The sequence below is a fragment of the Paenibacillus sp. AN1007 genome (assembly GCF_040702995.1).
GTDB lineage: Bacteria > Bacillota > Bacilli > Paenibacillales > Paenibacillaceae > Paenibacillus.
This window is the reverse complement of record NZ_CP159992.1, coordinates 5,936,966-5,962,507: the sequence shown is the minus strand read 5'-3', so window position 1 is coordinate 5,962,507 and position 25,542 is coordinate 5,936,966. Positions and strand designations below refer to the sequence as shown.

Below are 25,542 nucleotides of genomic sequence, written 5' to 3'. Positions count from 1 at the left end.
TACTGACCATCCTTGCCCATGAAGCGGATCACCGCATGCTGCGAGCTAGCTGCACGTGGTGCGAAAATGGACCTTTTCATCTCTCAACAAGCAGAAGCAAGAGCAGTATACTGAACAGCATCACTACCAGAATGGCAAAACAAATTCCTGCCCATACGACATGCCTCTTTGATGCCTGCGGATTAACGACTTTGCACATAAAGTAGATAAACATATAGCTGAACAGGGCAGCAGCGATCAGAATAACAGGGGTAATATTCATATTTCATACCCGGATGCCTTGGCCACCGTCAAATATGCCCAATCTCCTCCGCGCTTGATTGGACTGTTTCTATCGGCTTGAAACTTGGTAACCGCCTCGTCATACTGCTTATTCTGCGCTTCGCTTAAACTCCCAACGTATCGCTGTCTCGCCTGCTCAAATTGGGCTTCTGTACCGTAGCGATAGTAAAAATAAGGGCTGAATACCCTCTGCTGCAGCTCTGCATGCTTTTCATAGTCCTCATGTTTTTCTTGATCCTCATGTTTCTCATCTTCTTCATACCTCAGATGTTCTTCTATCACACGCTGAGGATCCGATAAAAGCTGCTCAATGAGTGGAATCTCATGCTGGATAATATATTCCGTCATCGATATAAGGCTTTCCTTAAATGCGTCCTTGCCAAATAGTTCATACCACTTCAGCTCCGAATGCTGATAGTAACTTTCCGGCAGCCCCGTATGTGCCTTTCGCTTAGTATGCGTAACCTTACAATGCACCATAACTTCTATACTCGTTCCTGACCTATTATGTCTATTAGCCTGAAGATAGATGGATATGATAAATTCCCGCGTTTTCATCTCGATGGCTTTACGGGATTTGATAATCTTGAACCCAGCCACTGGAAGCAGGTCCCGCAGTGATTTCAATGTGAACTCAATCAGCTCTTGAGAGGATGACTGCTCGTTATATGCATACTGACTAAGTACCGAATCCATGCTTGTGCTTCTACTTACGTCGACGCTGGTGTTTATTTTCACTTCTATGCTTGCATCCATACTTGGTTCTATACCTGCACGTTGACTTGTATTTTTGTTCAATGTAGATCACTCCTTTTTAAAAAGAAAGCAACAATCCTAGAGTCACGCCAAGGTTACTATAAAATGGAACTGGCAGTCAAACAGGTCAAAGAAGCAGCCTTGCGGCTGCTTCTTCTCATCCCTATACATTTCTAAACGCATGCTGGACACTCACCACAACTGCTATTTACTATTTACTATCTACTCTACTATCTACTATCTATCTACTTCTAACCCCTAATGTTTACTATTTATTGTTAAATTACTATTCTATACCAATTACTAATTCATAATTGGTATCCACGACTTCGCTCCAATTCATGTCATACTTACTGATCAAGCCAGATACTCTGCCATAATCTGCTCTATATCATAAGGCGTTACCCCTTCATCAACTGCATAGATGGTATCGGCCTGCTCCTTTGTATCCACCAGTTCACCTCGCGCTTTGGCGTGCAGCAGGAACAAGTTATACAGATCGGGTTTGCGCAATGTGGTCATGGCCTTCCCCATCAGCACAATTCCCTTTTGATTCCCTTCCACATTGTTGTTGTAATCCGGGTATCTCTTTAACGCCAGATCGGTCCAGATTATTGTTCGCTCCACCAGATCCAGAATAACGGGAATCGCAATCTGAGTATCGGCGGTAATATCAATCTTGTTCTCCACCGTGGTAGGCTCATAAATTTCGCCCGACCCGGGCTTTTTACGCATCATCCAGCCCGCAAAACATTCCGGCAAGTTACAGTACGGATGGCTGGTGAAGGAGTGCAGCGTGGTTACCACATAACGTCCGCCGTAATTCACAATGGAAGGCATATGCAGATCAATAAATTCACTTGCTCCATACGGCGCAGTTACAATATCCCCGCTGTGGACGGCCTTATACCTGACAGACCGCAAATTCGTATACGAGATATGTTCGACGTAATTCCAGTTCTCGTCATACATGACTGCCGACAGGTCAATATCCACTCGTCCCGTAGGCGTGCCGTCCACCTCGCCCTCCTTCCACCAGCTGAAGAAGCGTATCGTATCGCCCTCTCCCATCGGGATGCGGCTTCCCCGCACAATGGTCCGTAAAGCTTTGCTCGCAGATCGCTGGGAAAAAGGAACCAAATAATGCTGCAGTCGTTCATCAACATACGTCTTCCCCAGTGAAGGAAATGCAGCAAACCGTGTGATCAAAGCCTGCTCGCATAGCTGCACCACTTCCTGACAGACTGTTTCATCAAGCTTCGGCAGCTCATTCGGAATGCCAAAAGCCTTGGCGACATTGCCTTTAGGGAAAAAGACACGCAGATTCTGAGATTCATTTCGCTGTGCAAAATGCTGTCTCACCTGTAATAACACTGGCGTCGATACCTTTGCAGCTGCCTCTTCAAAAGCCAGCAGCACATACGCCTCATCCTCTGTGATGCGCAGCATATGATCCAGTTTTCGCGCAAATTCGCCCGGACGCTGAGACAGCAGATCAATCAAGCTCCAGATATTGCGATACTGGAAAGCCAGCTCGACACTGCTGTTGAAGGTCGAGAACGGCTTGTTGTTTCGCAGTATATCAAAAGCCTCCTGGCAGCGCGGATACCTATGCTTGTATTCGGATGGGTGCAGAATCTCACCCAGCCTGATCCAGCGATTCTTGTAGCGGAGCATATCCTCTGTGATGGAGCCGCATTGTTCCAGCAGGCTGAGGAGCAGGCGGCGCTCACGACGTTTAAATTTACGAAAAGGTGAGGCTGCTGCCAAACTGACGTCCCCCTCCGACCAAGATACTGCCAGTCGGAGCACATCGCTTGCCGTTTTGAAATAAGACCCGATGCGTTCCATGCTTGCCAATTCATATTTCAGCAGCACCGCAACGACATAGCCCACATTTTCCTTGAACGGAATCTCTGCAGGCAGTATTGCCTCAACATCACTTGGGTCTGCATGCTTGAGTACATGTTTGATGTCTTTTTTGTCTGTATCGGAGATAGAACCCTTTGCTTCAATCAGTTGACGGATCAGCTTCAGGAATGCCTGCTTGTTCCCGAGGTCAATGACTTTCAGCTTCGTTTGCTCCAGCAAAGGAGACCGCACACCCGCTGCCACAGCCGAAGGCTCGAAATCATCCAGCGTAAGATGTGTCAGATAATGAAGAACCGCATTCAGATACAGCTCTGCGTCGTCCTCTTCCATCACTTGTTCCGGGAAACCTTTATACATCGGTTTGTACTGCACATGGGCACCAACCATGACTTTAAGATCTTTGATCAGCTGTTGAACCAGCACTTCGAACTGCTCCTGAGTCAGCGTTCGCAGCGCCTGCATCAGTTCAAGCGAGAAGGTGAAGCCGAGGGACTCTATATTTTTGAGCACTGTCGCCAGAACTTTTTTAGGAAGCCGATGCTGCCGCTGTTCGCTCGGTTGAATCATCAGTTTGCCGGCTCTGCGCACATAAATGCTGTTCATTCTCATATTGGTTTCCATTATACTGATGCCGCCATTCATATTCGTACTGCTGCCCTCATCGGTATTGTAGTTATCGTTGTTCTCATTATTGTTATTGTAATTTGTATTGTTCATGATCAAAGAGTCCAGGAAAGCCATATCCCTATATAACATTTGGTGGTTAGCTTGAGAAGGAAGGAATATGATAGCCTGGACGCCTCCTCTCTGAATTGAAATCTTCAGGAGAGCGGCGACCCTGGAATCTCCAATGATGTGTAGAAGGAAGGATCGCCATAGCCTGAAGGCCAAGGGCCCGAAGTTCCGATGTTCGTAACCCGAACCTTTGGTGAACTCATCATCTCAGAATTTGGGTTTCGTGAGCAGGGTGAAAGTATTACGACATGATTTTTTTATGCTTTTTTGGATTATTTTCAGGAGAAAAGATAGCCGGGTAGAGGAAATTGATCTAATCCGCATAGCTCGAGCCTACAGAGTGAGTATTCAAACACGTATCGAATAAAGCCGAAGGATAGAATAGAATGAAGATGGAGGCAGAGCTGTAGAAAGTCACGACATACATAGAAACGAGGTTGCCTGAAATGAATCTACAAAATATATATAACGATTATTATCGCATCCGATTCAATCTTTCATTGGAGCCGACACATGGCAATATGATGGCATATGGGCTGTATGAAGATGACAGTGCAGACTTATTCTTTGCTGATCATCCAGAAGAAAGCTTTACTGGCTGGCTCACCGAGCTGCGCCCCGAAGACCCGTACTATGGATCAGTACCCGATTGGAAGCCTGTCCTGTCCGAAACGTTTGATCCACTTGATGTGTATGATGAGATGATTCTGTATTACCTGCTGTTCACCGTAAACAGTACGCTGTCCATGAATACATACAATACCTACAGTGCGATGAATGATCTCATGAAAAAATACAGCTTCCTTCAGCTGTCCCATCTGCGCGACATAACTCGGTTAGATCATGGGCAAAAACAGCAGCTGCACGAATATCTCTTCTTCTTCTATCTCTATGCGCATCCGGTTAATGATGAAACGTTACATGCCTGCTCATTCCATGGGCAGCGTTTGATTCATACAAAGACGGGGATTCCTCTGGAAGATTACTTCACCGCATATTATGATCATTACATCAGTCATCGAGACAAATACAGCGAACAGATTGTCATCTCCGCCGAAGAGATTCAGGCCTGCAAATATCTTACCCTGGAGCTGTTACACGTCCTTGAGGGACGATCGAACAAGCTGCACCTTCCCCTTGAGAGCGGTTTGGAACCAGCGATTCATCTTATCAACGACGTTGATGGCATGCTTAAACTGTATGCGAATAATCCCGCTGCGCTGTTCCAGATCATTAGAGACCTGCTCGCGGGTATGACTATGTATACAGACATAGATACGAACAGCGATGCGGATGCCTATGATCATAGGATCAGTGTTTCGTCTGAGCACTGTTCAGAGAAACCTGTATCATACCGTGACCACTGTTTTACCCTTTTGCTTCAAAATTACGCTTTGTACGTACTATTCTTTGATTTTGAAGAAATACGGGTACTCGTGGAGGCTTTCCAAGATATCCCGGAGGAATGCAGTTTCATCCTTAGCAGCATGTTCACAGACACCATCTTCCTTCAGAGAATGATGAGGCAGCACCAGATTGATCTTGCCCATTACCCGGAAGTTACCCGATTCTTTAATCAGAAGGCCAAGCAGTGGTATCTGTAATCCAAAAATAAAGCCCCTACCAAACGTTCGCTGCACAAGAAAAAGCCTTTGCTGACCCCAAATATCAGCAAAGGCTTTTCTATTATAACTCTCTTCTATTACTTATCAATCAAATCGGTTACTTTCAGCATTCTTGCGAGCAGTGCCGCAACCTCAGCACGAGTCATCGATGCTTGAGGACGAAACGTTTCTTTCCCGCTTCCTTGAATGATTCCTGCTTGAATCAGTTGTGCTATATCTGCTTGAGCCCAAGCAGATACTGCGGTTGAATCATTGTATCGAGCAAGCTCGGTATTGATCTGCTCTCCACTCACGACAGCTTCTGGATTAACCAAACGATATGCACGAGCAATCATCGCAAATCCTTGTTCCCGGGTCATCTGCTGACTGCCGTAGAAATTGCCGTCATTATACCCTTTAACGATACCCCATTCATTAGCCAAAGCTACACTGGATCGGAACCAGGTCGTCTCATGGATATCAGGGAATTTGTTGTGTGGAGCATCCTGACGCATCAGGCCCAGACTAAGAACCACAAGCTCTGCGAATTCGGAACGGGTAACCTGACGATTAGGTGCGAAGGTATTATCTCCATTTCCTTTCAGGTCCAATCGAGCCGCAATGTTGTTTACATCTTCTTTTCCCCAATGTGTGCGTACATCATCAAAATCCTGCGGGTTCCAGATTACAGAATAGGAGCCGCTGCTGCGTAAGTCATTGATGAGTGCATAGTAACGACTGTCAATCTTCGTTACAACAGTAGGTACGTGATAGATACTTCCATCCGGGTTGATAATCACGCCGGTAGTAATCCGGTTCGGATCGATTCCTTCCGGAAGCGCAATATATTTCGGTGCATAGCCATTCAGCTGGCCTGTTCTAACCGTTTGGCCATCTTTCGTGAAAGTCAGATCCAGATCTACCGGATTAACCAGAAGCTCATATCCGTCGGCTGCAGCTTTGTTCTTCGCACTGCTGATTAAAGCGTCCGACGAACGTGTGATATCGACAAGCACGGCTATATCGTTCATTGCAGCGCTGCCCAGCTGGCTGGATACAGCTTTCATGTCCATTTTGCTTCCAGGCACCGGATAAATCGCCAGCGGATTACTGATGTTTAGTTTCGAGCCTTGATTCGTTAATTGATTCAGTACTTCCAGCGTTAGACCGCCTACGTTCACATCACCTTCATTCGGTGAATGAATGGCGAACTGCTGCCCTGTACCCTGTGACATTGCAGCAAGCAGTTTGGCAGGATCAACTTCGACTACCGTTTGCTTCGAATCCGATGACTTGGAAACTGCAAATGGCTGATGACTGCCATCCCGCGTTGTTTCTAGATTGTCTTTTGGAGCCGCCGGGGTTGGTGTTGGCGCAGGGGTAGATGCCGGTGGTGTCGACACTGGTGTACTTCCGCTGTTACCTCCGCTATTTCCTCCACCATTATTTCCGCTGCCGCCTCCATTATTGCTGTCTGAAGCAGGCATTCTGGTTGCGTTAATTGTATACTTCATGACATGTCCAAGAGGATCTGTCACTTTTACAACAATGGTATTACTGCCAACTTGAAGCGGGAGATTACCGCTGACAACCCCGCTTGAAACCTCACTCCATTCCCCATTTCCAACCGAGATCTCAATCTTCGCATGGGGATCTAGTGCTGTTGGCGTCAACTGCAGTTGATATACACTGTTTGGCACAGTGATGCTGTACGAATCTTTGGCAGGATCAAAGGCCGGCGATAGACTGCCTGTAGATGGAACCAGCGTCTGCAGTACAGCCGTATTCTCTTCACCATTCACCAGAGTGAGGCCCGTACGTGCAGTTGTCAGGTCCTCTAATGCTTTGTCTACCTGTGTTTGTGAAGCTGCTGGATCATCCAGAACCCGCTGTGCCTCGTTCATCGCTTCTTCAAGGGCTGACCAGCTGGCTAGTGTGTATTCTTCTTCTTCCAGGTTCTCTTCCTGGATGTCATTAAACTTATTTTGCAAACCTGTTTTGTCTACTGCAGGATCAGGAGTAAGCTTAGTTAATGCATTTCTTGCAGTTGTCAGGTCCTCTAATGCTTTGTCTACCTGTGTTTGTGAAGCTGCCGGATCATCCAGAACCCGCTGTGCCTCGTTCATCGCTTCTTCAAGGGCTGACCAGCTGGCTGGTGTGTACTCTTCTTCTTCCAGGTTCTCTCCCCGGATGTCATTAAACTTATTTTGCAAACCTGTTTTGTCTACTCCAGGATCAGGAGTAAGCTTAGTTAGTGCATTTCTTGCAGTTGTCAGGTCCTCTAATGCTTTGTCTACCTGTGCTTGTGATGCTGCTGGATCATCCAGCACTCGCTGTGCCTCGTTCATCGCTTCTTCAAGGGCTGTCCAGCTGGCTGGTGTGTACTCTTCTTCTTCCAGATTCTCTTCCCGGATGCCATCATACTTATTTTGCAAACCTGTTTTATCTACTCCAGGATCAGGAGTAAGCTTAGTTAATGCATTTCTTGCATTCGTCAGGTCCTCTAATGCTTTATCTACCTGTGCTTGTGATGCTGCTGGATCATCCAGCACTCGCTGTGCCTCGTTCATCGCTTCATCAAGGGCTGTCCAGCTGGCTGGTGTGTACTCTTCTTTATCCAGTTCTCCGGTCTGGATTTTACCGTTAATTTCATCGGTTTTAGCTTTCAAATTCGTTTTGTCAACAACGACATATGGTTTAGGCGCCGATGGTTCCGAATCTGCATAAGCTGGATTGTTTGTTTTTGCCGTTACGGTCACGGTGTAGCTGCCGGACGCCAGTGATGGTTCCAGCAGAGAAAGGTTCAGTGATGTGCCTTCGACGGGTACTGTCCGCTTCGTGCCGTTTTCCAGGTTGATCGTTACTTCATACTGATCCGCGTGCTCTACCGCTCCCCAAGTCAACTCGTCTCCGGTCAGTGTGACTTCCGGTGTTGTCAGCGGATTGGCTGTAATGGCAAAGGTAAAGTACGAATCAGAATTGAAATGTGAAGTATTAAGCGTAACCTTCCCGTTTTCAATAGGATAGAACGAATCCTGAGTATCAAATTGATCATCATTGCTGATAACCAAATATCGAGGCTGCTGGGTGCTGCCTTCGATGGCATCGAGTTAAATCGTAATCTGTGCTTCATCCCAATTCGATTTTTGTACTTTGTAGAGCCGCTCCATTCGAAGCAGTTTCTCTGCTCCTTTCGTCAGGGAGGTTTTGAATTCGGCAGCTGCTCCGTTATCACCAAATATAAAGAAAGAAGAATCATTCACTACATCGTTTTGGTTAGCAGAGTTCGTATTCTCAATGCGGTCACCCAAAGCCATTGTCACAATGGAGCCCTGCTCCTGTGCTTTGGCTTGTTTCTGCAGCAGTCCGCCTTGATCGTCTCTACCGATACTTGTAATGCGGCGGGTATAGGCTGTATTCGATTGTGAATCCCAGATTGTATTCAGATTTGAATCATAATAGGAATTCGGTACGGTCTGATCCAGCGTGTAACCGTATTTAATGGCCAAATAGGTGCTGATTTTTTGACGTTCTTCATCTGTCAGCGCACGATCATAGATGATAATTTCTTCGATAGTCCCCTTCCAATAGCCATCCTTTTTCGTTTCCGGGATAAGCTTGCCGACTATGGCTCCATCGGCATTACCCGTATCCCATAACTTGGCATTGTCTTTTCCCCAATCATTCAGCTGCTGTACCTGCTTCATTTTACTGTACATTCTGGCTTGGTTAGGCGCTGTGATTCCACCTGTCCAAGTGACAAATTGCTCGTTCGGGAACGTGGTTCCCAGGAACTCTAGAGGAGTATACAACGTTTGATTCCTATCGCTGTTAAAGGTTGTCAAGCCACCTCTTGTTTCATTATGAAGCATCCCTATACCCGAGTAAGCACTAGAATCACTCTTCCCCCAGGAAATGATGTAATCAATGCCTTCCACTCGATTCGTTTTGCTCACGGTAACGATCGATCTTGGGTTCTTTCCTTGCGGAAGCTTGCTTACATCCAGATTCATATAACTGTTAGACCCGTCAAATGCCAATACCGGATTAAAATTGATGTTATGATTCAAGTCATCCCAATAAACCGGTTGATTAGCCGCTGTCTCTTGTGATGCATGATTGCCTTTACTGCTGCGATCTTTCCAGATATTCACCTTTTCCCCGCTGGCAATTCCCATATGCTCATCCGGCAGCAGCCAGAGTACAGGATTATCCACTCCCCCAGGACCAGCTGAGTCTGTACCATTCACTGCAGTCAGACCTGTGCGAGCATTCGTCAGATCCTGAAGAGCGTTGTCCACCTGCGCTTGAGCTGCAGTCGGATTATCCAGAACTTCTGCCGCTTTGTTCATCGCATTTTGGAATATAGTCCAGCTCTCTGATGTATAGTTCACTTCAGCTAAATTTTCACTGTTGATTGCGTCAACTTTATTTCGAAGTGCCGATTTGTCTACCACCGTTATATCTCTGGATAACGTTTCAGACGAAACGCCATTACTTGCTGCCGATACTTTCAGGGTGTACTCCCCGCCCTGCAGCTTTGTAGTTGGTGTGAAGCTCCAAGTCCCATCTTCCCGGACTTCAGCTTCCGCGATCAGCGGTTCGTTCAGACCTGATTTGCTGATCAAGGTAACGGTAACCTTTGAACCTGGAGTAACCGTCCCGCTTACGTCAGGTTGTACATCAACAATACTGCCATCCCCAGGCTGAGTAAGCTTCAGCTCGATCGGTTTTTGATAAGACAAAACCACTTTTTTGCTATCCCCGTTATACCGAATGACAGCTGCCGTATTAATATCCGATACGAAATACGCTGCGTCCGCCTCCGTCGCTTCATATCTGCTGCTTCCGGCATTAGGCCCGATTGCAATATCAACAATTGGATTATCTACTTCATCAGGCATAATATTGGCGTAAACACCAATCTTCGCCCCCTGCTGCAGAGCCTCTACCAGTGTCAGATAAGCATCACCTGTAGCTTGCGCATTTTTCAGGTATACATTTCGCTGTTTCCCGTCTGAATTCAGGTTATCATATACAAAAGCCGTTCCCCCAAAGTCAAATCGGGCATCTCTAGCACTGCCGCGCATATAAACGGCTACATTTCCTATTGTAGCGTTCTCGTCTAATTCCGTTCCTGACAGCTTGTTTTTTGTTATTTGTCCGCCCGTCATCTTAAACGTCGGGCTCTTATACAACCCTACGCCGACGATAACTCCGTTACTGCCCGTCATAACTTCGTTATCGGTAATAACTCCACCCTCGATTTCCAGACTTGCCCCACTACCAGCCCCTAATACATTGGACGGGTTATCTCGCAGGTATCCAGAAATCTTGTTGTGATGAATCAAGGTTCCTTCCTGTATAACCACTTTTGCGCCGCCACCGCTAAGTGAGATGACACTTGCAGGCTGACCGCCTGACTTCACCAGATGGTTTTTAATTTCTGCATCTTTAAAAATGGCAGTCCCACCATAAACATATACACCATGCCTCGCAGCATTCAGGTTCACTTGATTCCCATCAATAATCAGCTTATCAAAGGTAACGGTATTCGTTTGATTACCGCCACTAACCTCAATCAGATTTTTATCAATGTTACTGCTGCTGCGAATGATTGAATATACATGTCCTTCATCAGATTGGATGTGAATGTTCTTCCCTTGAGCGTTAATTGCCAAGGTTCCATCTAAAGTGATGTCACTCCGAAGAACAATCGTCCCTGCAGCACTTATGTTTGTTAGTGCTTTTTCTATCGTCCCAAACGGTGCTTCTGCTTTACCCGTACCTTCACTATCACTTCCCTGTGAGGATACATAGATATTTTCATCCGCCGCACTTGCTCCCGGAGCAAAATAGGATGAGAAGGTTGATAGCAGAACCGCAAAAGCCAGAAACGATATTCTCAATGCTTTAAATACCTTCAACTTGACTTAGCCTCCTGTCATCTTTCGTATGATTTGGTCTTGGTATTACATATCTTGTATATTCTAAACCAAGCCGCTTACCAAATTCTGACCAAGCCCAACTTATGTGAAGACAACAAAAAACAGCCTCTTCAAAGAGGCTGTAAGACTAAGAACATCCAAAACAATTTTATACTCTAGTATCTATCCGTTGTTCAACTATTTTTATTTTTCCATTCATCGTACCAAAACTGAACGTCGAAGCCAGGATCTATGCCTGCCTCCTGCTGTAATGCCGCTGCCAGCTGATTATATTGAGCCACTACCGGGTCTTTATTACCTAATTCAGCATACAGTTTCATCAAAGAAAGGCTGATTTCCTCCATCGTCGGGTCAAACTGATGCATTCGATGATATAACACAATTGCTTCATTATGCTGGTCCGCATCCATATAATATTGTGCAAGCTTCATGGCATGATTTTGCCAAAGCGCATGCAGACGCTGACGTTCCAGCTCTGCCCAGGCATAATCATCCTCACCATAATATTTGCCTTCATACAGGTCTGAGACATATCGATGTTCAGCAAGTGTTGACGGTGATAATACAGACAACCGATTAAGACGTCTCTCCCATTCTTCTGCATCAATCCGGAACTCGCCTGTGTCCAAAATATAACCGAAATGCTGATACCGAACAGACATCCGGTCTTCACCCATGAATTCGTTCATCATACCGCGTATGCGATGAATACCGCTGTGCAGATTAGATATGCCTTTCCTCTCCTCCAATTCCGGCCATAACAGTTCAAGCAGGGTATCCCGCTTGATCGGTTTATTTCGATGATGAAGAAGATAGGCAAACAGTTCCCTGATTTTGGTCGTTCTGAATTTCAAATGTTTGGGCGGCTCACTGGGATGCAGCTGCACCTGCAGCATTCCCAGACAGCGGATGAACATCAACGGCTCTTCCGGTTCTTCAGTCACATTCATAGGTGTCGGCACAGCTCTGCGCTGATACATCTTCATCGTTTTGTCCAAACGGTTCCGCGTTACAGGTTTCATAATATAGTCCAGGACTTCAAGCCCATAGGCTGTCAGTGCATGTTCGTTATATGCTGTCGTGAAAATAACTTCCGTTTTGGGGGAAACTTCATGAATTCGTTCAGTCGCCTCAATTCCGTTCATTCCCGGCATATGAATATCCATGAAAACAAGGTCAGGCAGATGATGCTTGATCTGCTCTATGGCTTCTTCTGCCTTCAGAAAAGAACCGATAACCTTGCAATCTTCTCTCTCTAACAACAATTTATTTAATCTGCTCAGAGCGAGATTTTCATCATCTACCAAAATCACTCTCATATGCACAGCTCCTCTGACTTGCTTATCATCCTTTAATCTATAATTTTACCATAAATTTTAGATTGATAGCGCTATCACTTTAGATAAACTGTCTAACTTCTATAATCAAAAAAATACCCGTGATTGCCGCCGGGTATGCAGGAGTTCGGTGCAGCGTGTCGAAAACTAGAATCTGCCATGAAACCACTAACTAATATGAAAATACCTAAATATGTAGTACTGTCACTTCTATTTTTAACTATTTTGCTGGGATTTCGCTGGATATGGTCTGCCGCTTTTGCTATACCCGATCATCCTGAGCCTGTTCGAGGCGTGTTGGACCTTCGCGGCTGGGACCTTGCCAAGGCTTCACCGATCTCCCTGGATGGAGAATGGGGATTCACTCCTCATGCATTGATCTCTTCCAAAGAGAACACCCGTTCAGATACGCCTTCCACATGGATTAAAGTACCGGGTGACTGGCGTAATGCGCTGCCACAAGCCGCGTCTTCATTCGGCTATGGAACCTACCATCTTCGTATACTGCTTGATCCGTCGGTGAAGGAAGCTGCCCTCTGGGCCCAGAAAATGCAGACTTCCTCCATCATTGACATTAACGGAACGGTTGTGGCCAAGTTCGGAGAGCCCGCCAGCCAAGCAGCAAACTATCAACCAGAAAGGACTGCATTTGTAACTTCTTATGCACCAGGTGAGTCGAGTGAACTGATTCTACATGTGCAGATAGCTAACTTCGATGACCCATTTAGCGGAGGAATCACACGTTCTCTTTACATTGGTTCTCCTGAAGCTATAGGAAAGGAGCGGGGAATATCCATTGATTTGCAGAAAATAACGTTTGCCATACTGCTGCTGCACAGCCTGTATGCTTTTGTTATGTTTCTGTTCATCCGAAAGCAGCGAGCGCTGCTCACCTTTTCTTTTTTGACCCTGGCAACAGCCCTAACGGTTGTATCTGACCACGATGGTCTGTTATTAAACTGGCTGCCGCTTAACTTCACCTGGATCGTCAAAGCTAAGGCAATCTCATATGCATCATTTGCACTCTTTCTTCTCATGCTGGCCAGAAGCTTTGCGAATCCCATTCAGGGACGAAGGCTCTTTGTTATTTACGCCAGCATAATCACAGGATACCTTGGATTTTTGCTCATTGCACCCGTAACACTTGTGTATTATGCGCTTCACACCCAGATTCCTGATTTCCTCTACTTTTTCGCTATCGGCTGGTCTGTACTTCTATTCTTCAAAATGGCCGCGGCTAAGCAAAGTGACGCAAGCTTTTTGCTCTTCGCCGCAATGAGCAGCTTATCCAGTGTGCTCTGGGGATTCGTGAATTCACACAGCGAAATCACCAATGTATACTATCCGATTGATGTGATCGCAGCCATATTCGGCTTCGCAGCCTACTGGTTCAGGAAGTATTTTCGCAACTCCAATGAGATTGAAATGCTGTATGAACAGCTTAAAGAGGAGGATCAGCAGAAGGACCAATTCCTTGTAAACACTGCTCATGAACTGCGAACTCCGCTGCATGGAATCATTAACATTGCCGAAAGCATTGCGGTGCGCGAACAGCGTAAGTCCGGGGGACAGCATGGCGAAGACATGAAGCTGCTGATGACTATCGGAAGGCGCATGTCGCAGTTGATTGATGATCTCCTGGACGTCATCCGTCTGAAGGAAAAACGCATTACTCTTCAGAAAAAGCCGTTATCTCTTGCATCGGTTGTATCCGGTGTCATCGGCATGTTCCGATTTATGGCAGAGGGAAAGAAAGTGCAGATTAATGTAGATTTCCCGGAAGGACTGCCGCTTGTTCAAGCCGATGAGAGACGGCTTGTTCAGATTCTGTACAACCTGCTGCATAACGCACTAAAATTCACGGATGAGGGTACTATTACGGTATCGGCTCGAGCCTGCGAAAACAGCGTGATCATGCAGGTTTCGGATACAGGCACAGGCATCAGCGAGGAATTACAAGCCCGTATATTTGATGCTTACGAACAGGGCACAGATCAGGCGCGTTTGAGTGGAGGCATTGGGCTGGGACTAAGTATCAGCAAGCAGCTCACCGAGCTTCATGGCGGTGAACTCACCGTGCAATCGGAGCCTGGACAAGGATCTACTTTCCAGATCTCACTTCCACGGGAAGATACAGCAGCCTTATCCGACCAAACGCTGCCGCGATGGGATATTCATCATTTTGAAGAGACTGCCGCAAGTGTAAGCGAAGAGCAGCAGCCCATTCTTCATGAGAAGACGACTGCCCGTATTCTGGCTGTCGATGATGATCCCGTGAACTTACGCGTGCTGATCTCCATGCTGTCCAATGAACCTTATGATATTCAACCCGCAGCTTCAGCCTTAGAAGCACTTGAATGGTTAAATACGCAGTCATGGGATCTATTAATTGCTGATGTGATGATGCCTCATATGTCCGGCTATGAACTGACAGAAACGGTTCGTAAACGCTACTCGGTGTCCGAGCTTCCCATTCTGCTGTTAACGGCCAGGAACGAACCTGCTGATATTTATGCCGGATTCATGGCCGGTGCTACAGATTATGTGACAAAGCCTGTAGATGCTGTGGAGCTGAGACACCGCATTGGTTCACTGATTGTGCTGAAGCAGTCGATCGATGAGAGGCTGCGCATGGAAGCGGCTTATTTGCAGGCCCAGATCCAGCCTCACTTCCTGTTTAATACGCTTAATTCCATTATGATGCTGAGTGAGATTGATACGGACCGGATGCAGCGGTTAGGAGATGCGTTTATCGAGTATCTGCAAACCAGCTTTCATTTTGTGAATTCGGAGAAAATGGTGGAAATTAGTCATGAGATCGACCTCTCCAAAGCCTATCTCTACATCGAGAAGGAACGATTTGAAGAGCGATTAAACGTAGTCTGGGACATTCCGCATGAGATCGATATTATGCTGCCTCCGCTCACAATCCAGCCGCTGATTGAAAATGCCGTTCGTCATGGTGTTCTCAGCCAAGTGGAGGGCGGGACGGTATGGATTCGCATTCTCGCCCAAACCGGCGGCACGCTGATCGAGATTGAAGATAACGGCTCAGGGATGCACCCGGAGCAGATTGAACGAGCTTTAGCATGGCCCAAGCCATATCCGTTAGAGCCTGGAGGCATCGGTTTAACTAACACACATCGGCGCCTGAATCAGCTCTATGGGCAGGGTTTAACAATTGTAAGTTCTCCTGGTCAAGGAACGAAGGTTTCCTTTTTTATTCCGGATTATCCAGATTTGAATTAATTGAGTATCGATGGAAGTACAACCAACCTGAAAAAGCTGAGCCAGGGGTTAATCCCAGCTCAGCTTTCTCCTTTGCGCCTGCATATATGAATAATTGATGCTTGCTTATATGATTCATGAGTTACACATGCAGTGCCTGCTTCTCATCTGATAATCCCAGCGATTTCGCCGTAGACAGGTTCACCTCTCGAAGCAGATCCAGATTGTCTGCAAGTGATATGCCGTAGGACGGGATCATCTCTTTGATCTTCGGCTCCCATTCCTTCATATGCTGCGGGAAGCAGCGCTCCAGAATCTCCAGCATAACTTGAACTGCTGTCGAAGCACCCGGCGATGCGCCTAACAGTGCGGCAATCGAGCCATCCGCCGCAGTCACGACTTCCGTTCCGAACTGCAGCGTACCTTTGCCGCCCTGAACCGTGTCTTTGATCACCTGTACCCGCTGACCTGCCAGTACCATATCCCAATCTTCGCTTTTCGCGCTTGGCACGAAATCGCGCAGTTCCTTCATACGCTGTTCCTTCGTCAACATGAGCTGCTGAATAAGATACTTGGTCAGTGAAATTTCCTTCACACCTGCCGCAAGCATCGTTAAGAGGTTGTGCAGCTTCACCGATGCAATAAGGTCAGCGTTTGACCCGGTCTTGAGGAATTTCGGCGAGAAGCCAGCGAATGGTCCAAACAGCAGTGACTTCTTGTTATCGATATAACGTGTATCCAGATGCGGTACCGACATCGGCGGAGCACCTACCGAAGCTTTACCATATACCTTGGCGTGATGCTGTTCCACGACTTCTGGATTTTGGCACACCATGAAGATGCCGCTTACCGGAAAGCCTCCGATATGTTTGCCTTCCGGAATGCCGGACTTCTGGAGCAGGTGCAGGCTTCCGCCGCCCGCACCGATGAAGACAAACTTCGCCCGATGGCGTTCAACAGCTCCACTCGTCAGATTTTTCACGGTCAATTCCCATGACTTATCACTCTTACGTTTGATGTTCTTCACGCTATGTTTATAGTGGACTTCCACCTTTTGTTCCTGCAGATGTTTCAATAGCATACGCGTTAAAGCACCAAAGTTAACGTCCGTACCGGAGTCAATCTTGGTCGCCGCAACCGGCTCGCTGCTTGTACGGTCTTTCATCATCAGCGGCATCCACTTCGCCAGCTCTTCGCGGTTGTCCGAGAAATCCATGCCTGCGAACAGCGGATGGTTCGACAATGTGTCATACCGTCTTTTCAGAAACTGCACATTGCTCTCGCCATGTACGTAACTGAGGTGAGGAATCGGCATAATGAAGTCCCTCGGATTACGGATCAGACGACTATTCACCAGATAGGACCAAAATTGCTTGGAAACCTGGAACTGCTCGTTCACCTTAATGGCTTTGCTAATATCTACGGTTTTGTCTGGTCGTTCAACAGTATAGTTAAGTTCGCACAGCGCAGCATGCCCGGTTCCGGCATTGTTCCACTCGTTCGAGCTTTCTTCTCCTGCGGTGGCAAGCTTCTCAAAAACCTTAATATTCCAGTCTGGTGCCAATTCTTTCAGCAAAGTTCCCAAAGTTGCACTCATAATTCCGGCACCGATCAAGATTACATCTGTACTCGTTTGTCCCTGGCTCATGTTTACCGTCCTTATATCCTATATTTGCCAAAAGGATGTAAGCGTTATCGATTTGGCATTGGCTGCAAGCCCACTCTTCGAGGGTTCACGCCTTGTCTGAATGAATATAACCTTGAACTAGTGTATCAATAATATAGAGCAATTTAAATATGCAATTTCAAGATATTTGCTATTTCCTCAGTATACGCTAGTTTGCCGCGGTTCGTTAGCCCGGTTATAGGCCTGAAAGATTTATTTGTTCAAAGCAAAGAAGGAACTCTGCATTCGCCTGGTAAAAGGCCCTGTTTTAAAGACTATGTATCGCTGTGAAAAAGGGTGCATAAAGAGCCGCATGCATGATAACCCTCGCATAACGGCTCTTATTGTAGAAAGAAGTAGTTCATATGCTCATACGCGCCGTGCCCTCAGAATATTGAAATCAGTTCCTTCGTATACGGGTGGCGTTCCTCGGCGAACAACGCATCCGCACCAAACCGATCCACAATCTGTCCGGTTTGCATAACGATGATGTGTTGGCTCATCCGGTGCACCGCCGCCAAATTATGCGAGATAAACAGGTAGGACAGGCCAAGCGACGTGCGCAGATCGGTGAGCAATTGCAGAATCGCTCCCTGTGAGATGACGTCCAGACTGGCCGTTGGTTCATCCAGAACAACGACATCGGGCTCAATGCCGATGGCTCGGGCAATGGTCACGCGCTGCCGCTGCCCGCCGCTCAGCTCATGGGGGTAGCGGTTCGCCAGCTCATTCGGAAGTTCTACCGCCTCCAGCAGCTGACGGATGTAGGCTTCCTTTGATGTATAGGTAAAGTGCTCTAGCTTGGCATCCCGCCCTAGCTGCTCATAGGGGTCGATTAAGGAAGCTCCAATGGTGAGCTTTGGATTCAGTGCAGCCGAAGGATTCTGGAAAACAATCTGAATTTTGCTCCGATGCGGACGCAAACGACGTCCATCCAGCCGCGCGATGTCATGCCCGCCAAGCTGGATCGAGCCTTGATCCGCATCCTCGATGCGAAGCAGACACCGGGCCAGTGTGCTTTTGCCACAGCCGCTCTCTCCGACAAGACCCAGGCACTCGCCGCGATTAAGGGTGAACGAGATATCGTTGATGGCGGGATGTTCCGCACCAGCATAGGTGCGGGTGAGCTGTTCCACACGTAACACGACTTGGCTGGCTTGGCTTCTCACTCTGCACCCCCCTCCTTCAATCCAGACTTTAACTTGCTTTTCAATACAGGCGCCGCTTCAATCAATTGGCGTGTATATTCATGCTGGGGATGATCCAAAATGCGATGCTTGCCGCCAGATTCGACGATCTGCCCTTCTTTCATGACAGACAAGCGGTTCGCATATCGGCGCACATGCCGCCAATCATGCGTAATGAACAGGATTGCACAGCCCGTCTCGGCTTGCTTGCGTGCGAGCAGTTCCAGTACGCGATGCGCGGACATGCTATCCAGCGCGGTCGTTGCTTCATCGGCAATGAGCAGGCGCGGCGAGAGCATGAGCGACGCTGCAATGGATGCACGTCTGAGCTGACCCCCGCTCAGCTGAAACGGATAGCGGCGAAGAAGCTCGGGGTGAAGTCCAACAGACTCCAGCGCTTCTGCGGCACGCTTTTTACGGATCGCGGCAGACTTCTCTCCATGCACCTTCTGATATTCGTCAAAGTGTCCGCCAATGCTGCGAAAAGGTGTAAATGCTCCCTGATAGTCCTGAAAAATATACGAGATATTGCGTCCGCGCAGTGTTCGCATCTCCTTCGGTTTCCGTTCGAGCAGGCTGCTGCCTTCAAACAGGACACGTCCAGATGCGCGCAGGTTGGGCGGCAGCAGCTGTCCAATGGCCTGTGAGAGCAGGCTTTTACCACTGCCGCTCTGTCCCACGAGCGCCATGAATTCCCCTTCGCGGACAGCAAGGGATACCTGATCCACAATCGTCCGCTCCCGGCTGAAGATGCTCAGCTCCTGGATGGAGAGAATCATGACTGCACCTCCTTTTTCACATCAAACCGGTCTCTCAGGTAGTCGCCCAGCATATTCGCCAGCAGCACAACGGAGACAATAGCGAGTCCCGGAAAGACCATCAGCTCAGGTCTGGATTGGAAATAGGGACGCGAGTCGTTCAGCATCGCTCCCCATTCGGGTGTTGGTGGCTGTGCGCCGAGTCCGATGTAGGATAAGGATGAGATCAGCAGGATGATTTTGCCGAGATCCAGACTCGCCAGCACCAGCACATGACCTGCAATATGCGGCAGCAGATGTTTGGTCATGATTCGTGCATCGGACAGACCGTTCGTCCGGGCCACACGGATGTAATCCTTTTGCGACTCGGATAGGACGGTGCTTCGAACGAGACGTGCGTAACTCACCCATTTCACAATGACAATCGCCAGTACCAGATTGCCGATGCCTGCACCAAGTAGACCGCTCAGTACAATCGCCACGATGGTATCCGGGAAAGCCAGAAACGCATCTGCAATACGCATGAACAGCTTGTCGATCCAGCCGCGTTTGTACCCTGCTATTAGACCAAACGGAATACCTATAAGCAGTGCTGAGCCGAGTGCCAGCAGGCTGTAACCGAGTGTCTGGCCGCCCCCCAGAAGCAGACGTGTCAGCACATCACGGCCCAGATGGTCAGTGCCGAGCGGGTGAAGCACACTCATGCCCTGCAGTCTGCCGCGCAGGTCGGTGAGGGTGTGATCATGTTTAAGGTATAAAAAGGCATAGAGGGAGACCGCGATAACGAGCAGTGCAAACAGCATGCCGATGATGGCCTGCCAGCTGTGCTTTTTTGTTTTGGTTGACGGCATGCGCAGGGGCATTGTTTTCATCGGTGGGCCTCCCTTTCCTTCAATTTCATCTCTGGATTTAAATAACGGTACGACAGATCGACGGCGGTATTCACGAGGAACACGATGATGGCCATGATCAGGATGTATCCTTGAATCAACGGATAATCGCGCTGGCGGATGGCATCAACTACCAGCTTGCCGATCCCCGGATAAGCAAACAGCACTTCAATCACCACCACGCCGCCAATCAGACTCCCCAAACTGACCCCAAATACGGTGATCACCGGAGGCAGACTGTGTCTGAATGCATGCAGGAAGAAGATACGCCCCTCCGAGATCCCTCTAGCCCGGGCAGAACGTACAAATTCCTGACTCAGAGAGTCCAGAAGGCTGGAGCGTAAAAGACGTACATAAACACTGGAGATGGCAAGTCCCAGCGTCAGTGATGGCAGCATAAGCGAGGTGAATCCGTCCCGTCCCATCGTTGGCAGACTTCCGAATCGCACGCCGAACAAGTCAATCAGGATGAGTCCCAACCAGAAGCTGGGCACTGCGGCACCCAGAATCGATATGATGCGGCTGCCCTGATCGATCCAGCTGCCCCGATAGAGTGCGGACAGGGAGCCCAGCGGGATGGCCACGATTAACATGATCAGCAGTGAACCGATTGTCAGCTCGGCTGTTGCCGGAAGTGCGCGCATCAGTGTCTGCATCACCGGCTGACCTGTTGAATAGGATACACCAAAGTCCATCCGTACAAAATCAAGCAGCCAGCGACCAAACTGTACCGGAAGCGAGTCATTAAAGCCCATCTCCTCCCGCAGCGCTTCGACTTGCTCCTTGCTGACCGATAATTCCTCAACATTCAGGATGGTCAGCACTGGATCGCCGGGAGCAAGCCGGATGAACAGAAAGCTCACAAACATAATGAAGAGCAGAAATACAAATACCTCCAGAAACTTGCGAATCAAAATGCGAAACATTACATCACATCCAGCTTGTTTGTGATCATGTAATATTCACTGCGCGTGGTAACCCAGTTCTTCACCTTCTTGCCGTTGTAGGCCACAATCGTTGCTGGATGCAGTACAAAGGAGTTCAGCACGTTATCATGTACATAATTCGCTGCTTTCTCTGCCAGCTCCGCGCGTTTCTGCGGTTCAACGGTAAGGTTCAGTTCGTCGATGATCTTGGTCAGTGCCGGGTCTTCCGATCCGCTAAAGTTCAGCGCACCCTTCGGATGGTATGTCGCATTCAGATAATAACCCGCATCCCCTCGTGGAGCGGTTAGATTACTGTATGTTGCGATGTCCCAGTCCCGGTTGGAGGCCATGTATTCTTCCGGTGCATCAATCTGACGAATCTGCACATCGATCCCGATCTTTTTCGCATCGGACTGGAACACTTGTGCAATGAGCGGCAGATCGGCGCGTGACGAATAGGTGAGCAGCGTCAGCTTCAAGGGTTTGCCGTCTCTGGTCATCACACCGTTTTGCTGGGTGTAACCAGCTTCGCCAAGATATTTTACAGCCACATCCGGGCCGCTCTCCGCTGCTGCATGTGTGTATTTAGGCGCAAAGGGCAGCGATGGCAGGAACGGGCCAATGGCAGGCTCGCCGTAGCCAAGCAGGATCGTATCGACAATGCCCTTGCGGTCAATTAGCGCATCCAGCGCTCGGCGGACATTCACATCCTTGATGCTCTCCCGCTGCATATTCATCGTTAACTGGTGCACGCGGAACGTGGAGGTGGATTCGACTTTCAACCCATCAATGGCTTTGAGGGAATCCAGACTTTCCACTTCCGGGCGGTAGACAATGTCTACTTGACCGGACTTCAGTGCAAGTGAACGTGCGTTGGCATCTTCATTGAACGAAAATGTCACGGAGTTCAGCGGCGAAGCCCCGTCCCAGTATGTATCGTAGCGGCTCAGCTCCAGCTTGCTGCCTGCCGTGAATGAAGTAAGCTTGAACGGGCCTGTACCGACAGGTTTGTTCACAATATCCGGCTCACTAACGTCAATAATCGCCGTGTTCGGATTAACCAGTTCGGATGCAAACTCAGGGAACGGCTCGGTCGTGGTGATCTCCAGTTTGTTCCCTTCGGCTTTGATCGTATCCACCTTCAATGTGTTTTGGATGGCCACGTTCTCCTTCAGCGCCCGCTCCAGAGATGCTTTAACCGCTTCCCCTGTCATCGGTTTACCATTCTGGAAAGTCACATTGTCGCGCAGATGAATCGTCCAGTGCCGACCATCTTTACTCTCCCAGCTCTCGGCAAGCCACGGCGCAACGGTCAGATTGTCCTCATCCAGACGCAGCAGCGTTTCCGTGATGCCCGCACGCAGCGGCACATAACTTGAATCCACATGCGGATCAAGGGAGCTGGTGGAGAAGTTATATAAGAAGTGAACGTTCTTATTCGCTTGGGTAATGGTATTGCCTTGCGCCGCCGGACTAGATGTGGATGCTCCACAAGCGGTGAGCAGCACTGCAGCACTCAGGGCCAAGGAGATTAGCACCAGCAAAGGCTTCTTTTTCGTAAACAAGGTCATGCCCCTCTCTCATTCTAATTCATATGGTTGTTAATCGTAATCATTATCATCTAAACAATGAGTATTATCTTATCGTAATGATTACGTTTTGACAAGATATTTTTGGTGGGTTGGACGCAAAAAAATCCGACTCTCCAATGAGAGCGGATTGGGTATGTTTTTTGTTTCATATGGAGCGCTGCAAACCTGTTTCGTAGTCTTCAAGTAGATGTGAACAGTAACCTTCGGCATTTTGCAACGCTATAGGATCAATCTGTTCAAAATATCTACGAAGTTCGCTGGCATAATAGTATTCGGACATTGAAACATAAAGATCTTAAATACCGTTTATATAGGAAAGGAGGGGATCAATTATGAGTTTTAAAAAGTATCTTGTGGGAGTTCTCGCCCTGTTTCTCCTCGCAGGCTGTTCCTTACCAAACCCGAATCCAGATTCCGCGTCCATTGTGGAAGACGGCTCCTCTACTATGAACACCAGGCCGGATCCATTTAAAGTCATGCTTTTGCTACCACAAACCGCAAAGGTCAATGAACCATTTTCAATTCAAGCAAGTTTGAAAAATGAAAGCATGACCTCAATCCCCATTTCCAGTAGGGTGCAGTTATTTACTTATGTAATCGAGGATGAGAACAGGAGGCAGATCAATTCAATGGCTGTTAACGATGGAGGACTTAATCGTATTTTGAAGGAAAGAACAAATATCACGGAAGATTACACGTATAAGATTAAGAAATCAGGCACTTATTATATTTCGGCAGTCGCTGAATTCACCATAACGGATGATCAAGACGGAGATACCAATAAAAAGATGAAGATAATAGAAACTAAAAAACTGCAGGTAAAGGATAGTTAATATCAATGAGTAGTGACCTATCCATGCTCTCAGCTCCTCATGACTTATATCCGTTGGAGTCTGTTTAGACATATACTCCACATTTGCAAAGGGAAGACATATCCCCCTGCTATAATCTCACCCTGCCGCATGCTAATAGTTCCGCCTCGTTCATCATATAAGTAAGAATAAAGCAAGATATATTATGATTATTTCTATGATGTTCCTGAGAATTGAAAATAGGGGGTGGATGACAATGATTAAAAAATGGAATAAGGTTGACAAAATTATTGTTTTTAGTGGATTGTTCCTAGCAGTTATTTTGATATCCGCTGGTACTCTTTTATATTTAGGAATTACAAATAACTTTATTAGGTTAAATTGACGAAGCTCAGCCATTTTATAAAAGCTTTTGATTCTCCCTTATTCGCACCAAATCCAACAACTTTGCTTCAACTCTTATAAACTCAGAAATGAAAATGATAATACTATGTTAGCAGAAGTCATCACACTAAACTATCCGGCTAACCTCCTGACTTGTACCCTTCATCAAAATCATTCAAAATCTCCTTCGGTGTTGCGGTCCTATTTTTAGAGCAACAGATCTAAGTCACTTGCTTTTTTTCAGAGTACACAACACTTTTATCTGAAAAAAAGTCCATTTGATCCACTCATAAAACACAAAATTAGGAATAAGATTCAAAAAAATGGCACCAAAGACTCTCAAACACATCATCTAACATGGAGTAAAATATATTTTATGATAAAAATTAAGGATTGAAATAATGGCGAAGATACAAATTCCTGTGGATCAAATGACACATACAATTGGTCTATTTAAGTTAGGACATGGGCATTTGCAACAAATTTTAGCTAGGCTGCACAGTCAACTCACTCCTCTCCTAGACAGTTTTGAGGGCGAGACTGCCGAGCGCTTTGCCCATTTGTCTCGTTATGCAGAGAAAAACCTAAATACCACTCTTGATCTGCTTCATACAATATCTCTTCGTTTGGAAGAGATCCGGGATCGTTTTTTAGATAGTGATTCCACTATGGTTAATATCTCCGCGTTACTACAGTATCAGGCTAATACGGGTGCAGCTCGTGCTAATGATCTTGTTTGTGGTCCTAACGAGTCCCCTTCTAAACGGAGCGTTGAAGAACACATGGAAGCTTTTTTTAAGCAAGCCGGAGAGAACGTCATATCCATTGGTGATTCTGCCCTGCAGCTAGGTAAAGACTTTATTGAACATCCATTAGATACTGCGGGTAACTTCTTGTATGATAATACCATCGGTACAATTACGGACATCGGAAACGGTATTGCATTTACTTGGAACTACGCCTGGGATAACGGAGATACCCGAAATCAGGCAGAGAAGTATATTACAGCCGAATTCGATAAAATGAAGCAAGAAGGCGGAGCAGAGTACGCTGCAAATATCACAACTTCCATGCTTCTTGGCCTTTTTGGCTGGAAGGTCGGGATTAAGTCAATTGATGGTAAACAGCACCATTCACCTCATACCGATTCTGGAGGAAGCAAGAATAGGAATGAGGATACTGAAGAAAAATCAGACCTTAAGGAAGATTCTCCCCCTGAATTTGGGAACCCTTACGTGAATAAAGCAATGCTGGATAAATCTAAGATGTACAGAGCAAACCTATCCTATGATTGTTCAGAAATAGCGGAGGATTTAGCAACAGCGGCTAAAGGGAAAGGTCAAATAATCACTCTCAAATCTTCGGATAAAGGAACCATTGAGATTGAACAATATGGAACGAAGCAAGACTTCTATTATCACACAGTATATTCAGACGGCAAATATGTTTATGACCCCAGATATAGAGATAAGCCTGTACTTAAAGAAAGTTATTTGAAATCCATTCAACAACATAATAACGGGAAAATACAACTATCAATTAAACCATTAGAAAATTAGAGGTGA

Annotated in this window: 16 protein-coding genes; 4 read left to right on the top strand and 12 right to left on the bottom strand. The window is 47.2% G+C overall.

All coding sequences use genetic code 11. The annotated features are described in order from the left end of the window. Positions 1-76: 76 nt before the first annotated feature. The 3 genes from ABXS70_RS26795 to ABXS70_RS26785 all read right to left on the bottom strand — a co-directional run bounded on the left by ABXS70_RS26795 (position 77) and on the right by ABXS70_RS26785 (position 3,519). Positions 77-262, bottom strand: a complete 186-nt coding sequence (locus ABXS70_RS26795; RefSeq protein ID WP_342553475.1) for a hypothetical protein — start codon at positions 260-262, stop codon at positions 77-79. Then, positions 259-1,080, bottom strand: a complete 822-nt coding sequence (locus ABXS70_RS26790) for a hypothetical protein (protein ID WP_342553476.1) — start codon at positions 1,078-1,080, stop codon at positions 259-261. Before ABXS70_RS26790 ends, ABXS70_RS26795 begins: the two co-directional genes overlap by 4 nt. Before the next feature lie 315 nt (positions 1,081-1,395). Continuing rightward, entirely contained in the window at positions 1,396-3,519 is a 2,124-nt protein-coding gene (locus ABXS70_RS26785; protein WP_342556482.1) for a TerD family protein, read from the bottom strand. Positions 3,520-4,091: 572 nt separating this feature from the next. On the opposite strand from ABXS70_RS26785, the gene ABXS70_RS26780 reads away from it, so the two are divergent. After that, on the top strand, positions 4,092-5,249 hold the full coding sequence (locus ABXS70_RS26780; RefSeq protein WP_342553477.1) for a hypothetical protein: 1,158 nt from the start codon (positions 4,092-4,094) through the stop codon (positions 5,247-5,249). Between the two features lie 98 nt (positions 5,250-5,347). Here ABXS70_RS26780 and ABXS70_RS26775 read toward each other — a convergent pair whose 3' ends face one another. The 3 genes from ABXS70_RS26775 to ABXS70_RS26765 form a co-directional block, all read right to left on the bottom strand. After that, the gene (locus ABXS70_RS26775; protein ID WP_366292208.1) at positions 5,348-8,320 is read right to left on the bottom strand and encodes an S-layer homology domain-containing protein; all 2,973 of its coding nucleotides are present in this window, start codon (positions 8,318-8,320) and stop codon (positions 5,348-5,350) included. Positions 8,321-8,359: 39 nt separating this feature from the next. After that, entirely contained in the window at positions 8,360-11,176 is a 2,817-nt protein-coding gene (locus ABXS70_RS26770) for an Ig-like domain-containing protein (RefSeq protein ID WP_366292205.1), read from the bottom strand. A 194-nt stretch (positions 11,177-11,370) separates the two neighbouring features. Further along, positions 11,371-12,516, bottom strand: a complete 1,146-nt coding sequence (locus tag ABXS70_RS26765) for a response regulator (RefSeq protein ID WP_342553479.1) — start codon at positions 12,514-12,516, stop codon at positions 11,371-11,373. Between the two features lie 195 nt (positions 12,517-12,711). Between ABXS70_RS26765 and ABXS70_RS26760 the strand changes: the two genes are divergently transcribed. Next, a complete protein-coding gene (locus ABXS70_RS26760; protein ID WP_366292202.1) occupies positions 12,712-15,783 on the top strand; it encodes an ATP-binding protein in 3,072 nt (1,023 codons plus the stop codon). Between the two features lie 121 nt (positions 15,784-15,904). Here ABXS70_RS26760 and ABXS70_RS26755 read toward each other — a convergent pair whose 3' ends face one another. From ABXS70_RS26755 to nikA, 6 genes are all read right to left on the bottom strand, one after another. Next, entirely contained in the window at positions 15,905-17,410 is a 1,506-nt protein-coding gene (locus ABXS70_RS26755) for a malate:quinone oxidoreductase (protein ID WP_342553481.1), read from the bottom strand. A gap of 404 nt (positions 17,411-17,814) precedes the next feature. Further along, positions 17,815-18,597 carry a dipeptide/oligopeptide/nickel ABC transporter ATP-binding protein gene (locus tag ABXS70_RS26750; protein WP_342553482.1) on the bottom strand — a complete coding sequence of 261 codons (783 nt, stop codon included), beginning with the start codon at positions 18,595-18,597 and terminating at the stop codon, positions 17,815-17,817. Beyond that, positions 18,594-19,394: an ABC transporter ATP-binding protein gene (locus tag ABXS70_RS26745; RefSeq protein WP_366292198.1), complete on the bottom strand. Its 801-nt coding sequence runs from the start codon at positions 19,392-19,394 to the stop codon at positions 18,594-18,596. Before ABXS70_RS26745 ends, ABXS70_RS26750 begins: the two co-directional genes overlap by 4 nt. Then, positions 19,391-20,245, bottom strand: coding sequence for a nickel transporter permease (gene nikC / locus ABXS70_RS26740; RefSeq protein ID WP_342553484.1), 855 nt, complete (start codon positions 20,243-20,245; stop codon positions 19,391-19,393). The genes ABXS70_RS26745 and nikC overlap by 4 nt, the downstream gene beginning before the upstream one ends. Beyond that, positions 20,242-21,189, bottom strand: coding sequence for a nickel ABC transporter permease (nikB, locus tag ABXS70_RS26735; protein ID WP_342553485.1), 948 nt, complete (start codon positions 21,187-21,189; stop codon positions 20,242-20,244). The genes nikC and nikB overlap by 4 nt, the downstream gene beginning before the upstream one ends. Next, positions 21,189-22,754 (bottom strand): nickel ABC transporter substrate-binding protein, encoded by a 1,566-nt coding sequence (nikA, locus tag ABXS70_RS26730; RefSeq protein WP_366292193.1) that lies wholly within the window; start codon positions 22,752-22,754, stop codon positions 21,189-21,191. The genes nikB and nikA overlap by 1 nt, the downstream gene beginning before the upstream one ends. A 359-nt stretch (positions 22,755-23,113) precedes the next feature. Here nikA and ABXS70_RS26725 point away from each other — a divergent pair, with 359 nt between their 5' ends. Beyond that, positions 23,114-23,614, top strand: a complete 501-nt coding sequence (locus ABXS70_RS26725) for a hypothetical protein (RefSeq protein WP_342553487.1) — start codon at positions 23,114-23,116, stop codon at positions 23,612-23,614. Between the two features lie 764 nt (positions 23,615-24,378). Next, on the top strand, positions 24,379-25,536 hold the full coding sequence (locus tag ABXS70_RS26720; RefSeq protein WP_366292190.1) for a WXG100 family type VII secretion target: 1,158 nt from the start codon (positions 24,379-24,381) through the stop codon (positions 25,534-25,536). Positions 25,537-25,542 lie beyond the last annotated feature (6 nt).